This is a genomic window from Melioribacter sulfuriphilus, from assembly GCF_051488685.1.
Taxonomy (GTDB): domain Bacteria; phylum Bacteroidota; class Ignavibacteria; order Ignavibacteriales; family Melioribacteraceae; genus Melioribacter.
The window spans coordinates 280591-295051 of record NZ_JBPSEH010000002.1; the positions used below are offsets into that span (position 1 = coordinate 280591).

The window sequence follows — 14461 nt, forward strand, 5'->3', positions numbered from 1 at the left end:
TAGTAAGAATCCATCTAAATTCCAAAAAAGAATGATATTGAAGAGAGTATTACTAATTTAATTTCTGTAAAGAAAAACTATGATTATTACTCTTATTAACAAAAACAAAGTAAGTATTACTCTTAAATTTATTGAATTAATCTCTTTAATGAGTTGAATTGAATTTGTAAGTCGTTATGTTGAAAAGAAGTTTTTCATTATAAATTTGTACCGAAGGCCGGAGTCGAACCTGCCTGCCGGCAGGCAGGCCGGCACGGGGTTTGAACAATTTTTTTCAAATATTCTTTCCCACTTCCTCCTTTAAGATACTTTTCCCTTTTCCTTGCTTCCGGTCTGCTTTTACATTCTTCTAAGTAAATAATCTCAAAAGGTCGGTATGGCGATGTGGTTTTGTTTTTTCCTCTGTTATGTTCTGAGAGTCTTCTTTGTGGATTATCTGTTATTCCAACATAAATATAATTTCTCTTTAAACTCGATATGGCATAGACATAATACATTTGGTGGACTTTTTTTATTTTGTACCGAAGGCCGGAGTCGAACCGGCACGGGGTTTTGAGCCCCACTGGATTTTGAGTCCAGCGCGTCTACCAATTCCGCCACTTCGGCACTTTTATTTGAAATGGCTCTGCAAAATTAATCGTTACACCAATCAGTATCAAGTCAATTTTACTTTTTATCAAATAATCGCCCCAAATACTCACTCATCAGCCTGTTCCATCCTTCCCAGCCATTTGGTACATCTTTCCTAATATCAAGGAGATGTTCGATGTTTTTCATCCTGAATATTGAGGAGATCTCCAAGTTTTCGCGCAGCGATAAATCACTTTCGATTACTCCGAAGATAAAATTTATCTTTTCTATGGGATCCAGATATTTTCTATCGGATAAATTCGGCAGGTAATCAAACGGATTATTAAAATAACAATCTTCGTCGTAGTAGCCTATAATAAACTGCTTGATATCATAAAAACCGTTTATAGATATCATTACCGAGATCAGTTCGGGATGCTTGAGCGAAAGGTTGAGTGCATGATAGCCTCCGAAATCAATTCCTCCTACTATCACTCTCATTTTTCCCGTATCATATTTTGAAAATTCGATTACGTCTTTGATTAAAGTATTTTCATACAAAATCTGTCTCTTAACCCTTTCTGAAGGATGAACAGAAAAATTATACCAACTTTCTTCGTCAATTGTATCGGGACAGTAGACTTTAATAAATCTTCTTTCGATTAAACTTTCTAAGGCAGTAATCATACCATTGTCTTTGCAATCGTAAAAATGCCCTTTCTTGTGTGGAAACAATATTACTGGTTCTCCAAATTCTCCAAAAACCAACATTTCCAGGTCCCTTTTAAGGAATTGCGAATACCATTTATGATATGTTTCTTCCATCAGAAATCCTTAAATTACCATACAAATATAATCGATAATGTTATTTTAATGAAAATACAGTTAATCATTATCTTTCTACTTGCATTAAGTTTGTCATACAGTCAGGTGCTGGAAAGCAATTGGGTTAACATTGCTGACACGGATACACATAAAATTTTCGTTGATACTACATCATTAAAAAATGTATCGGACAATATTACAGTTATTTATATGGAGTATTTCCCGGTTTCACACAAAATAAACGGAGTTGACGTAATTTATCTAAAAACTCAAACACTTTTTGACGTCGCTGCCGGTAGAGGCACTATAATTGGAAGGCTCTATTACGATAAACAGATGAAGTTGATTACAGACAATAATTTAAGAAGTCTTTTACCTTCTGACATAATTTCTATTGTAATTGATTCCAACGAAGTAATGAAAAAAGTATATGAATATTGTCTCGATCGACTTGGAATTACGCCGGCTAAAGTAAAAAAGAAAGCAGCACGCCTTTTTACTGACGAAAATGTATTACCTCCTATTGCACCATTTGAGTCAGACAGTCAGGAAGTAATTGAAGAGAAACCGAAGGAAGTGAGCAGTTCAATAAAGGAAAATAAAATTTCTAAATATATTTTCGAAGCCGATGGTAAATACGTAATACAGGTTTCAGCATGGCGTAGCAAAACGAAAGCAGAAAATGTTGCCAGTGATCTCAAAAGAGATGGACACAATGCCTTTGTGCTAAAAGTTGATATCCCTGGAAAAGGTACCTGGTATCGTGTAAGAATTGGAAACTTTGAATCTGTTCAAGAAGCGGAAGATTACATCAGAAAAAATCCTAATATTTTTTAGTTGTTATTTTTTAGCACAAGAAACCTTTTGATTTTTTGTGTAGTTGTTTTTTCGAATTCCTGTTCCCTGATATTAAATCTGACAATTCTTTTAAAAGCGGGCAAGTTTTTATTAGCTTTATCGACTTCTTCGGCAATTATCTTTTGAATTAATTCGTCAGTTATTTCTATGCCTTTCTTTTCGGAAAGTTCAATAAATGCTTCGGCATCCACAACAATCTGTGCTGCAATAACCTCGTCTTGTTTTGTATCTTTATCGCCATAGACAATCGATTCAAGAATAAACGGACTACGATTGAGAACGTCTTCAATTTCTTCTGGATAAACATTTTTACCATTTTTCGATATAATAACGTTTTTCTTTCTACCGTTGATATGTAGAAATCCGTCTTCGTCCAGGTAACCGATATCGCCAGTTTTGAACCAACCGTCAGAAAAAGCTTCTGAAGTAGCTTTTTCGTTTTTATAGTACCCGATCATTACGTTAGGACCTTTTGCCCAAATTTCTCCGCATCCATTTTCATCGGGTTCATTGATCATCAATTCGACGTGTGGTAAAGGCAAGCCAGCTGCGTCGTCTTTGAAATTATCTAATTGGTTCAGAGCTAATATTGGAGATGTTTCGGTGAGTCCGTACCCTTGTATAAAATTAAATCCAAACTCACGCAACCCTTTTGCAACCATCGGATCGGGTGCTGCACCGCCTGCAATAAATATTCTAATTGCTCCACCGAATTTATTATGGAGTTCCGAAAAGATCATCTTTTTAAATTTGCGCAGTCCGACATACGAAAAGAGATTTGATAATTTCAAAAGAGGTGGCACTATTAAAGATTTTACTTTGTCCTCCTTAATTCCTTTAATAATTCTTTTGAACATTTTATCATATAAAAGCGGAACACCTAATAAAATAGTAGCCTTAACTTTTTGCAAATCGTCCACAACAGTTTTGAGTGACCTTGCATAATGGACTGATGCTCCTGCGTATAATGGGCACAACATTCCACAGGTACATTCATAAGTATGGTGCATTGGTAATACGGATAAGAATCTATCCTGCTCATTAATCAAAATCATACTAACCATATCCATTAGATTAGAAGCAATATTTTTCTGTGAAAGCATAACTCCTTTTGCTCTGCCAAGTGAACCGGATGTAAAAATAATTTCTGCCATTGCATTTGGGTCAATTTTGGGCAAGTGGTTTTCGTTTTCAGGTTCAGCATTAAATATCAAATCTGCCATTGATAAAAAATCTTTATCTTCTTTAGTTTCATCCATACAAATAAAATATTTTAGTTTTTTTAGTACATTTTTCCCTTCTGCAATTACACTTGAATAATTACCCGAAAAGATTACCGCTTCTGAATCCGATTCATGAAGGATATTGAATATTTCATTATTGGTCAAATTTCTGTCGATTGGCACTACAACGTAATTAAACGTCATACAAGTAAGATAGCTGAGCGCCCATTGAACTCTGTTTTCACCTATTATGGCAATATGTGTTTTTTCTTTGATACCGAGATTTTTAAGGGCTGCTCCAAACTTTAAAATAGTCTGCTTCAACTCCTGAAATGTCAATTTCGAAATCGGGGTGTTATTAAGGTCTTCTAATGCAAGTTTATTTGCATAAAGATTTCCCGATCGGATTATCATGTCCTGAATCGATTCGATTCTGGGTACCTCGTATAGTTTGAGCTCTTTTTTCATTACTGCTCCCTCTTTGCAATTTCGGTAATAATTAGTTTTACCAAATTATAAAATTTAGGAACGTCACTTATTTTAAGTTTTTCGTCGGGAGAATGAGCGCCGGTAATAGTAGGCCCAACTGAGATCATATCGAGCTCTGGATACTTCTCGCCGAGTATGCCACATTCGAGTCCTGCATGCACCACTTTAATTTTTGGTTTTTCGTAGAAATTTTTTTCATAAACATCAGAAGCTATTTTGAGCAATTCCGAATTAAAATTCGGTTGCCATGCGGGATAACTGTCTCTTACTTCCACTCTTGCTCCCGCCAGTTCAAAAGTTGACTTGACTGTTCTTCCAATTTTCTTTTTAGCCGATTCTATTGAACTTCTTTGACTGGTTTCAATTCTTAATTCATTTCCATCGGGAACTACTGTTGCCAGATTGGTAGATGTTTCAACCAGATTGTCAATTTTTTCACTCATCTCAATTACACCGTGAGGCATTGCTATGATTGTATTAATTAATTTTCTTGCAAATGCTGAAGTAAATGCAGATGTATATTTTCCATTTAATTTTTCTAATTTTATGACGAGGTCCTTAGAATTTTCTCCAATCTCATTTTTTACTTCCACTAAGTATTTGTAAATAATTTTATTTATGTCAGTTAATACGTTTTTGCTTATTAAAAGAATTGCTTCTGCTTCTCTCGGAATCGCATTCCGTTTTGATCCTCCGCTTAACGACACAATTTTTGTATCGTATTCGATCAATGAATCGAGTAAATAACCGATAATTTTAATAGCGTTGCCACGTCGTTCTCCTATTTCCATTCCTGAGTGCCCACCTCGTAAACCACCGACATAAAGATTATAAGCTTCATATTCAGAATTAACCGTTTCATATTCAATCGAAAAAACTCCGACAGTATCCATACCACCCGCACAGCCTATGTAGAAGATACCGTCTTCTTCGGTGTCAAGATTAATCATAAATTTGCCACGGAGCATATTTTTGTCAATATTGCTTGCTCCAGTCAAACCAGTTTCTTCGTCAACTGTAAAGAGTAACTCGATAGGACCGTGTTCGAAGTCATCATCTACAATAGCAAGGGCAACTGCCATACCGATACCATTATCGGCACCCAGTGTTGTCCCTTTCGCTTTAATCCAATCACCTTCAATTTCTAATTTTAGAGGGTCATTTAAAAAATCATGCTCTGTACCTTTATTTTTCTCACATACCATATCCACGTGGCTTTGCAATACAATTCCAGGCACATTTTCCATTCCTTCTGTTGCCGGTATTTTTATAACAATATTATTTACTTTGTCTTCCGCGTATTCAAGCTTTTTTGATTTAGCAAAATTTTTCAGATAAGCTATAATTTTTTCTTCGTGTTTGGAAGGTCTTGGGATTTGTGTTATTTGATAAAAATAATGCCACACATTTTTCGGTTCGAGGTTAGATAGATTTGTAATCATTTAATTTCCTTAGTTATGTCTGATTGAAATAATATCGCCGTCTTTTACGATGTATTCTTTACCCTCGAGACGCCATGCCCCTGACTCTTTACACTTATTCAAAGAGCCATACTTGATAAAGTCGTCATAGTGGACGACTTCAGCGCGAATAAATCTATTATAAAAATCTGTATGTATTACACCGGCTGCCTGTTGGGCTGTATAATTCTTTTTAATTGTCCATGCACGGCATTCGTCCTCGCCGACTGTAAAAAACGATTGGAGACCGAGCATTTCGTACGAAGTTCGAAGAATTTTTGTTAAAGCGGATTCTTTAATGCCGTAGTCTGCCATAAAAACTTTTTGATCTTCTGGCTCTAATCTGGAAAGTTCAAGTTCGATCTTTGCAAAAAATGGGATTACTGGATTATTCTTTTCATTTAATGCAGAAACGATTTTTCGAGTTTCTTCTTCGACAGATGGAATTGCACTCTCGTCGAAATTAAGTGCAATAGCCAGCGGTTTAAGCGTCAAGAGCTGATATCCGGAAAGAAGTTTTAATTCTGCTTCATCGAGTCCCAGAGTTCGTAAAGGTTTTTCGGCTTCACAATGACTGAAGCATTTTTCGATGACGGGTAATTCCTTTTTTAATTTCTCATCTTTCGATTTTTGAACATCTTTTTTCAATTTCTCAAGTCTATTTTCTAAAAACGCGAGGTCTGATAACAAAAACTCGGTATCAAGAAATTCGATGTCCCTAACAGGGTTCACGTTTCCCATTGGATGAGGCACAGCATCGTCTTTAAATGCCCTGATAACATAAAAAAGTGCGTCGTTATTTCGGACGTTATTCAAGAATGATGAGGTAATTCTCACTTTATTGTCGTCCGACATTTTAAGTCCCGGAATGTCAAAGACTTCGATCGTAGCATTAACTTTCTTTTTCGGCTGAAATATTTCAGTCAATTTATCGAGTCGTTCATCGGGAATTTTTACTACTTCGATTGCAGCTTCTTCTTTTTGTATTGACGGGTCGGATTCTTTATTTGATAAGGTGTTAAATAATGTGGTTTTGCCAGAATACTGTAAACCTACTAAACCAATCTGCATTATTTCATCTCATTTAATTAAAATTAGTCAGCAAATATATGATATTTCATGCAATAATTTGTGTGTGAAGTTCTATTTCTTCAAGAATTGAAGTTACACGCAGACATTCACTTAATTCTCCTTCAAATATTTTTGCCTTGCCTTTAATGTGCACTTCAAATGCATACGATTTAGCCTCTTCAAAACTGCATTTGAGTGCTTTGATCAATTGGTGTATAACTTCGTCGAAGGTATGAACGTCGTCGTTATAGAGGATCACTCGATATGGTAAATCAACTGTGGTTTCTTCTTCAATTTCCGGTTGAATTACATTTTGTGTCAATTCGTATGGCATCTTACTCCCCTTCTTTCAACTTCCATTGATTTACGGAAATTAAATTAAGTATTCGTTTTATTTTAATCAAACCTGGAAGCGACTTTAATCCAACCGAACATTTCTTTGCCAGATGGAGGCAATACTGCTAAAGATTTTGCCGTCATTGATTATTATCAAGCCCTTAACATCTTCATCTTTTAATGGCTTAGTGGATCGCAACCTTACAGTCGAGTTTTCATTTCCGGAGACGTAAATAAATTTTGTACCGTTTGAACTTATCAGTTCTGGGGTACCATTTACAGTAACTGGTTCGTCAAAACTAATTAACAAAAAATTCCCTTCAATTTTCTTTTCAATAATCGATGGTCCCTCGGTTGATTCTGGATCCCATTTAAAGTCGAAAGTCCAGGCTGGCGTAATTTCTTCTTTGTAATATCCTGTCTGAGTAAGATTATCCTTCATCCATTCGAAATTCCCCCCTTCTTTCATACAGCCATCGAAATAGTATCTTTTTCCCCAATTGAGCGTGCGATTGCGCGTTGTATCCTTGTAAGTAACGCGATAAATAGGCGTATCGGAAAGATTTTTCGAAAACACGCAATCAAGGAAAAAAAATTGCGCTTCGTAGTGATGTCGTGCCAGCTGAAATCCTTCAACACCGTCGAAATACGAATTTTTAATCACGAATTTTTGATTTTTGTTGTAAGCGCCTGCGTGCCATAGAGCTGCAGTGTTTTTAACTTCATAAAATTTTGAATCTCTAATAAAACACCAGCCACGAGGACAAACAAAGTCGACTGCACCCTGAAAATTACATCTGGCATGATAATACATACCGTTTTTGTAGTTCCACAAAGAAACGGTGTCGGCTCCTTTACTGATAAGATTGCAATTGTAAATTATAGTCCTTGTACCAAAACCGTAAACAGCAAATGCATGTGGACCAATTTCAGGTTGAGTGTTTTCGATAGTTAAGTTTTTTAATACAATATCGTCTGCATAAATATTAATTACACCTGGCCCAATATTATCGGGGCTTTTATTCCATTCTTCTCTTGGTATGTTATATACAATTTTTGTTTCGTCCCTGTCTTCACCAATAAGTGTAATATAATCTCTTTCAATTCTTATTCTTTCGTTATATATACCTTTCTTGATAAAAATTGTAACGCGTCTGTAAGTGAACATTGGCAATTTGTTAATTGCTTCTGTTAATGTTTTGCAATCGCCAGTACCATCTGCTGCAACGACTATATCGTATTTTTCCTGGCCGTATATAAATTGAATTAACAGGAATATTAAAGGGAATAAATATTTCTTCATAATCAATTTCCCATTTTTTTAATATAATCCAAAAGTGTTCTGATATTTCGAATAAAATGTGCAGTAGAAATAAATTTCTCATCACTAATATTTGGGAATGGCGACGTATCGTATTTATCACCGACATATGATACCGCATAAGCATTATTAGTATTCTCAATCTCAGATGGAATATCAATAAATTCGTTCGATATATAAGCATTTTTAGTGTACCAGTAATAATTTGTATCGACACTTGATATTATACCATCAATTATGTTCGTGTTAATTTTATCTTCATTCTCCCCTCTTTTTCTATTAGTTCTGTCATGACCGATTTTTAAGTAGTCTGAGAGCAGATAATAAATTTCAATACCTGTTTTATTCATAACTTGAAATGGGAATAACAATTTCATGTACTCGTATTGATTACATTTAGCATTATGAAATAAGTCTTTTATTCTTTTTAAATTAATTTTGGAAATACAGGGATAATGAATCACTGTTAAATTACTGTCGTAATCGACATAATATTTCCCGCTTCTTGAATTGCTTCCTGACCGATGAATGAAGAGTGGTTTATTCGTGTTAAGCTCAACAAATTTTGGCACACGGCAGTTAATTTCATTATCGTTAAATTTAACTGTCTCAATCCATGCTAAGGCATCTGGGATTATTTTTAAATATTTTTCGTCGCAGGTCATTTCATAAAACTTAATTAACATTTCTATATGATGAGCTGTATACTGAGGATCAAGCGCTGCAAGTTCGTAGGTACGTGCGGGTGCTGGCTCCAGATTGAAGTTATATTGTTGTGCCCATCCAGCTTGAGGTTTTTTGTATTGAGATAAAATATAAAAATTCATAGCCTTTTCAATTGCTTTGAAAAGGGATTCATATTTCAACGAAGCGTAACATAAAATCAAGAACTTGAGGTTGTTCCAGATAACATAATCGTTGTATGTATAAAATGCCGAGTAGTGTGTAGAATCTATTATTGGATAACGCTGTGGCCATGCACCGTTATCATACTGACTCTTTAAAATAAAGTCGATTGCTTTGTTGAGACTTTTTTCTATTGAAGTATCGCCACTTATCAAATAGTACCGCAATAAATATTCTGCAGCGCCTGCAGTGGAATTATCATCAAAGGTAGCATTACCAAAATAGTGATTAAATTCTTCTAATCGCCAGGCGTTTTTACCGATTGTTTCATACCATTTTATCAACGATTCATCGCCGTTTAAGTCAGATAGATAATTCCACCCTCCACAGTCAAGCTGCGCTTTCATTAGAGCTAAAGCCGTTTTCTTAGACAAATTAAGATAAAAACTATCCTTCAGTGTCTCGTAAAGATCGAGAAATAGATGTCCCATTGCAACTGTTCCATTGCCCTGAATCCAGATCATCGAAGGATATGCTTCAAGTTCTCCCCATCTTCTGGAGAAGTCCTTTTTATAATACCAGACATATCCACCTTCGGTCGACACCTTTTCGTCCATATATTCACACGATTTGCGGATAATTTTTTTGATATAAGAAATTTCATCAACACGGGATTGTGGCTGAGATTCTTCGTTCAGGCAGATAATTATAATGGAAGCAATTAATAGACGGATTAAAAGTAGTGATCGTTTATTCATATAAAAGAGTGAATGCGGGGCAATTCCCTGCCCCGCATGATTTATTTTACGTCGATTATATTTTTCGAAGTACCTTCGCACACCGATTTTTTCAACAATAAGTCAGCATTTTTTCCTTTAAGTAATATACTTCCGGTTTCATTACCTTCCAGTCTGATGATATTATCAAGATCAAAATTGGTATCGAAATTATCAATCGATATATTTTTGCTCTGGAATATTTTAATTACAGGTTCGCCTGAAATTATCTTTGTATTTTTCAGTTGGACACCATCGGCGTCGAATATCGAAACACCTCTATCTGCTTTCATAAAAACATTATTCAGTACAATATTTTTAATTTTCATTTCGGGTAATCCTTGAATAATAACTGCATCTTCTGCCCCGATGCAATAGATATCGTTCAGAAAAATATTTCTAAACTGCGGTGTAGTTTCGTCTACTTTCAATGTTTTTCTATTTTTCAATTTTTCCGATAGAGGGATATCTTCGGTTGGTGCCTGTCCACCGTAATACATATTGAAACTGAGGGCTTCAGTGGGAATATCTTTCATATAGATATGATCGATATAAATATTTTCAACAATACCACCTCTTCCACGTGTGCTTTTGAATCTAAGACCGATATCTGTACCGATAAAATTACAATTGGTAACTTTAATATTTTTTACACCACCCGACATTTCACTGCCAATAGTAAAACCACCATGGCCGTGATAGACAATGCAGTCTGCAACAATTACATTCTCAGTCGGGATGCCCCGCTTTCTTCCGAATTCATCTTTTCCTGATTTCATACATATAGCGTCGTCTCCAACGTCGAATTTAGAATCGTAAATGATAACATTCTTTGATGACTCTACGTCGATACCGTCGCCGTTTTGAGAATACCATGGATTCCGAACTGTAACATTTTTCAGTATTATATTTTCACTCATCAGAGGATGAATGTTCCATGCGGGCGAATTTTGAAAAGTAACTCCCTCGAGTAAGATATTTTTACATTTAACAAAGTTAACCATAACCGGTCGCAGATAGTCGCGTACTTTTTGATAATCTTCTTTTGTTAATTTTCCATTTGCCTTCATTAGACTGTCTAATACGCGCTGACCGTTCATCGCTTGAACAGAAGGCCACCATTGATTTTTATTATCAACTACACCACCAGAAGCTACAAGCTCTTTCCACTGCTCCGAAGTCAACTTCGACTTTTTTACATATCGCCATGCATCACCACCACCATCAATAACACCGAAACCTGTAATTGCGATATTTTCAAGGTCTATTCCGCTTATTGGCGACTGACATCTATATTGTTCTGCCCCCTCGTAGGTTGTTTGCACCAGAGGATAGTCGTCGAAATTTTTAGTGAATTGAATTAATGCGCCTTTTTCTAAATACAAATTTACATTGCTTTTCATTTCGATTGGACCTGTTAGCCAAATTCCGGCAGGGACGATAACTGTACCGCCACCTTTTTCCGAACACGTAGAGATTGCTTTATTGATAGCCTGTGTATTTTTCGTCAAACCATCGCCAATAGCCCCGAAGTCAACTATGTTAAGCTTGTTATCCGGAAATGCCGGAGGTGCAATCAACGGCATTTCGAAAGGTAGGTCAACGTAATATTTTTTTATCTCCTCAACGATATCGTTCTGGGCAAACAATTGAGTTAAAAAAATATTCAAAATGAAGAAATAGATAGTTTTCTTAATCATGCTGCTCACTTAGTTTTTTGATACATACTTTAGTTGAAGAATCCACTTTACCCAGTTTTCTGCTGCTTGATAATTCTTAAAATCTTCAGGCAATCTTCGATTGTCGATATATTCATTATAAATCCAGGGGTCACCTACCGCAAAAAGGTAACCATTGCCAACTTTTTTAAAAATAATTACAGCCTGTTCTTCTTTTTTCAATAATGATTCGCATGGATCCTGGTTTGTAATTGTGGAAATTTCTTTCATATATATTTTATCTACTCCAGCAAAGATTGGATTAAACGGCAAATTTACAAATGCACCCATGTCATACTTTTTGCCTTCTACTCTGTTAAGGCTCACTTCATTAAAAGAAAAGCCGAATTTATTTGCGAGCATATTGAGATGTTCGAAATCGCAATTGCCCTTATCATTTGCCAGCAGTAAAAGGATACCGCCATCTTCGACCCACTTATAAATATTTTCTGCTTGATTCAATGTGATGAAGTTCGGTTTTTCAGTTTCCTTTTCAGTATCCGGATCCACAATTATATATACATCCGTATTTTCTAAGTTTTCTTTAGTGGGCGCTTCTTTCAATTCAGTGATATTAGAACCATATTTTTTGAACAACTGTCCAAATTCATAATAACCAGAATCTGTTGTATCTTCCCAGAGATAATGAAAAGGTTCCAATTGACCTGTTAGTTTATTCTTTCTGAACTCGTTATTGAAATAATTATCGAGTGTAATTCTGGCTTTATTTTTTTTCAAAGCTTCGGCTTTTTCGAGTTCCATTGCAGCCATAATTAATGGACCGTATCCTTTGAAGTCATTGGTTCTGGTCGGTTCGCTAATATAGTATTCATAGCTACCATCTCGATAGGGATTTCCACCAAGGCCAGCGCCACGACATGTTCCATAAAGATTATAATAATCGTCGTCATCGAGTTTAACAAATTGTTTAAGGATACCATCGAATGACTCTTGTGCATCTTTCAAATATTTTTCAGGTAGATATCCATTATTTACACCTTTTGCTATTGCATAGACAAACATACACGAAGCAGAAGCTTCAAGGTAATTGCCTTTCCTTCCTGGCATGTCGAGTACCTGATACCATACGTATGTCGAATCATCGCGCACTTTCAGGAGTGCATCGGTTTCATGATTTAGTATATCGATGATAGATTGTCTATCTGGATGATTCACTGGAAGAAAGTCGAGGACATCCACAAGTGCCATCATATACCAGCCAATTGCGCGTCCCCAGAAATGTGGTGATTGTCCCGTTTCTGGATTAGCCCACTTTTGTTTACGGCTTTCATCCCATGCATGGTAGAGCAATCCAGTTTTCTTATCAAGTGTCTTTTCGTAAATAAGTTTAATCTGATGCGCAATATCGTCAAAGTTTTTAGGAATATTAAAGACTTTTGAATATTCCGCATAAAACGGTTGTCCCATATAAATACCATCGAGCCACATCTGATAAGGATAGATTTTCTTATGCCAGAATCCTCCGCTATTAGTACGGGGCATATTAATTAGTTGCTTGTAGAGAGAATCAAGAGCGATTTTATATTTTTTTTCGCCGGTAACCTGATAAAGAAAAAGGACTGCCCCTGCAGGTTTAATATTATCAATATTATAGGCCGAGAGTTTATAAGTTCTTATACTTCCCTCGTCGTTTATATATTGATCGAGATTGTCTTTAATAAACTGATAATATTTTTTATCGCCTGTGTAAAAGTACATTTTCCGCAAGGCTTCCAGCATTAATCCCTGTTCATAATTCCAGTCGTTCTTCGTCATATACTCGTCGTATGTAACAGCGCCGGGGTGTCTTGCCAGAAATGATTCGGCAAATTTAACCGACCATAAATTATGAGTAAATTTTTCATTGCTCTGGCAGTTAATTAAACCGGTAATAAATAATATTCCAAAGATCACTTGAATCATTTTCTTAAACATATTGTCTCCTCTTATAATGCAAAATTCACAGATAATCGATTAACATTATCGAAAATCTTTATATAAGAATAAGAATAATTGACTTCAATTTTATTGCCGGCAAATTCAGTTTGAAGTCCCACACCAGCAGACCACGAAGAAATATCGCGATTTGATTGATAACCGGCTCGCAATGATATCATATTCATAAATGTATAATCGATGCCCACATTAACTCGTTCGGAATAGTTATTATAATGCATAAAATCTGCAGCAAGGGTCAATTGCTGATTATCGTTAGATTCATCGATAAATTTCCAGAGATCAATTGCAGTTCCCAATGCAAATAAAATGGGCATCTGTTCATCAATTTCTTCCCTTTTAATTTGAGACGAAAAATTCCTTATTGTCATTCCGAACCTGAAATCTTTAAATCCAGTATTATAGAGCACTCCTGCGTCGAAGACCAGTTTGGTTGCATTATTTTTTCTGCTGGTTCCATCAAAGAATTGATTCTCGCCCAAATTTTGACCGGCAATACGGATATTTCCACCGATTGAAAACTGAGGACTTATTTTCTTTGCATAAGTAAGACCAAATGAGTATGCGCCTACATTTGAAAGTGGACCTGTCTCGATATACCCATCTGGATATTGACTTTGCTGTGAAGGGTCAATTAAAGTTGTGCCGATAATTTCACCATAATCAACCGTCATAACATGGAAACCGAGCGTGCCGTAGTTATCCAAATTATAGATAGCAGCACCTGCGAGATAATTAATATCAGCTATCCACTGAGTAAAATTCAAACTAACGTCGAGATTATTACTCGTATTAGCAATTCCGGCTGGATTATAAAAGATTGCTTCTGCAGAGTTGCCAACAGCATAAAAGGCTTCGCCCATCGCACTGGCTTTTGGAGAAACACTTACAAGCATAAAATTCATAGTACTCTGTGCAAGTTTATTCAAACCGACCTGAGCAAATGAATTTATGCCGAATAGAAGAGAAAAAAGTAGAGTCGATATAATTTTATTTGATTTCATTATTCATG

General features: G+C 35.8%; 12 protein-coding genes and 1 tRNA gene. 1 reads left to right on the forward strand and 12 read right to left on the reverse strand.

The features are described 5' to 3' along the window. Positions 1-197 precede the first annotated feature (197 nt). The 3 genes from ACSSV9_RS04515 to ACSSV9_RS04525 all read right to left on the reverse strand — a co-directional run bounded on the left by ACSSV9_RS04515 (position 198) and on the right by ACSSV9_RS04525 (position 1395). Positions 198-497 (reverse strand): GIY-YIG nuclease family protein, encoded by a 300-nt coding sequence (locus ACSSV9_RS04515; RefSeq protein ID WP_437346039.1) that lies wholly within the window; start codon positions 495-497, stop codon positions 198-200. A 22-nt stretch (positions 498-519) separates the two neighbouring features. Beyond that, positions 520-606: transfer RNA gene (locus tag ACSSV9_RS04520), tRNA-Leu, on the reverse strand. A 60-nt stretch (positions 607-666) separates the two neighbouring features. Next, positions 667-1395: an esterase family protein gene (locus ACSSV9_RS04525; protein WP_437346040.1), complete on the reverse strand. Its 729-nt coding sequence runs from the start codon at positions 1393-1395 to the stop codon at positions 667-669. A 48-nt stretch (positions 1396-1443) separates the two neighbouring features. On the opposite strand from ACSSV9_RS04525, the gene ACSSV9_RS04530 reads away from it, so the two are divergent. Continuing rightward, the gene (locus tag ACSSV9_RS04530; RefSeq protein ID WP_437346041.1) at positions 1444-2232 is read left to right on the forward strand and encodes an SPOR domain-containing protein; all 789 of its coding nucleotides are present in this window, start codon (positions 1444-1446) and stop codon (positions 2230-2232) included. Here the strand turns inward: ACSSV9_RS04530 and ACSSV9_RS04535 are convergent. The 9 genes from ACSSV9_RS04535 to ACSSV9_RS04575 form a co-directional block, all read right to left on the reverse strand. Next, complete coding sequence (locus ACSSV9_RS04535) at positions 2229-3944, reverse strand: AMP-dependent synthetase/ligase (RefSeq protein ID WP_437346042.1); 1716 nt, start codon at positions 3942-3944, stop codon at positions 2229-2231. The genes ACSSV9_RS04530 and ACSSV9_RS04535 overlap by 4 nt on opposite strands. Next, positions 3944-5407, reverse strand: coding sequence for an aminoacyl-histidine dipeptidase (locus ACSSV9_RS04540; RefSeq protein ID WP_437346043.1), 1464 nt, complete (start codon positions 5405-5407; stop codon positions 3944-3946). Before ACSSV9_RS04540 ends, ACSSV9_RS04535 begins: the two co-directional genes overlap by 1 nt. Positions 5408-5416: 9 nt before the next feature. Then, positions 5417-6496: a redox-regulated ATPase YchF gene (gene ychF, locus ACSSV9_RS04545; protein ID WP_437346044.1), complete on the reverse strand. Its 1080-nt coding sequence runs from the start codon at positions 6494-6496 to the stop codon at positions 5417-5419. 46 nt (positions 6497-6542) lie between these two features. Next, positions 6543-6830 (reverse strand): ATP-dependent Clp protease adaptor ClpS, encoded by a 288-nt coding sequence (locus ACSSV9_RS04550; RefSeq protein WP_437346045.1) that lies wholly within the window; start codon positions 6828-6830, stop codon positions 6543-6545. Positions 6831-6914: 84 nt separating this feature from the next. Then, positions 6915-8135 (reverse strand): pectinesterase family protein, encoded by a 1221-nt coding sequence (locus tag ACSSV9_RS04555; RefSeq protein ID WP_437346046.1) that lies wholly within the window; start codon positions 8133-8135, stop codon positions 6915-6917. Positions 8136-8137: 2 nt separating this feature from the next. Then, on the reverse strand, positions 8138-9757 hold the full coding sequence (locus ACSSV9_RS04560) for a pectate lyase (RefSeq protein WP_437346047.1): 1620 nt from the start codon (positions 9755-9757) through the stop codon (positions 8138-8140). A 41-nt stretch (positions 9758-9798) separates the two neighbouring features. After that, positions 9799-11475 (reverse strand): glycoside hydrolase family 28 protein, encoded by a 1677-nt coding sequence (locus ACSSV9_RS04565; protein ID WP_437346048.1) that lies wholly within the window; start codon positions 11473-11475, stop codon positions 9799-9801. Positions 11476-11484: 9 nt separating this feature from the next. Continuing rightward, positions 11485-13428: a glycoside hydrolase family 88 protein gene (locus ACSSV9_RS04570; RefSeq protein WP_437346049.1), complete on the reverse strand. Its 1944-nt coding sequence runs from the start codon at positions 13426-13428 to the stop codon at positions 11485-11487. 11 nt (positions 13429-13439) lie between these two features. Next, positions 13440-14453: a PorV/PorQ family protein gene (locus ACSSV9_RS04575; protein ID WP_437346050.1), complete on the reverse strand. Its 1014-nt coding sequence runs from the start codon at positions 14451-14453 to the stop codon at positions 13440-13442. Between the last annotated feature and the right edge of the window lie 8 nt (positions 14454-14461).

What these genes read in the sequence shown, in the direction of transcription:
- ACSSV9_RS04515 (WP_437346039.1), bottom strand. Translation starts at nt 497, where the DNA reads ATGTATTATGTCTATGCCATATCGAGTTTAAAGAGAAATTATATTTAT.
- ACSSV9_RS04525 (WP_437346040.1), bottom strand. Translation starts at nt 1,395, where the DNA reads ATGGAAGAAACATATCATAAATGGTATTCGCAATTCCTTAAAAGGGAC.
- ACSSV9_RS04530 (WP_437346041.1), top strand. Translation starts at nt 1,444, where the DNA reads ATGAAAATACAGTTAATCATTATCTTTCTACTTGCATTAAGTTTGTCA.
- ACSSV9_RS04535 (WP_437346042.1), bottom strand. Translation starts at nt 3,944, where the DNA reads ATGAAAAAAGAGCTCAAACTATACGAGGTACCCAGAATCGAATCGATT.
- ACSSV9_RS04540 (WP_437346043.1), bottom strand. Translation starts at nt 5,407, where the DNA reads ATGATTACAAATCTATCTAACCTCGAACCGAAAAATGTGTGGCATTAT.
- ychF (WP_437346044.1), bottom strand. Translation starts at nt 6,496, where the DNA reads ATGCAGATTGGTTTAGTAGGTTTACAGTATTCTGGCAAAACCACATTA.
- ACSSV9_RS04550 (WP_437346045.1), bottom strand. Translation starts at nt 6,830, where the DNA reads ATGCCATACGAATTGACACAAAATGTAATTCAACCGGAAATTGAAGAA.
- ACSSV9_RS04555 (WP_437346046.1), bottom strand. Translation starts at nt 8,135, where the DNA reads ATGAAGAAATATTTATTCCCTTTAATATTCCTGTTAATTCAATTTATA.
- ACSSV9_RS04560 (WP_437346047.1), bottom strand. Translation starts at nt 9,757, where the DNA reads ATGAATAAACGATCACTACTTTTAATCCGTCTATTAATTGCTTCCATT.
- ACSSV9_RS04565 (WP_437346048.1), bottom strand. Translation starts at nt 11,475, where the DNA reads ATGATTAAGAAAACTATCTATTTCTTCATTTTGAATATTTTTTTAACT.
- ACSSV9_RS04570 (WP_437346049.1), bottom strand. Translation starts at nt 13,428, where the DNA reads ATGTTTAAGAAAATGATTCAAGTGATCTTTGGAATATTATTTATTACC.
- ACSSV9_RS04575 (WP_437346050.1), bottom strand. Translation starts at nt 14,453, where the DNA reads ATGAAATCAAATAAAATTATATCGACTCTACTTTTTTCTCTTCTATTC.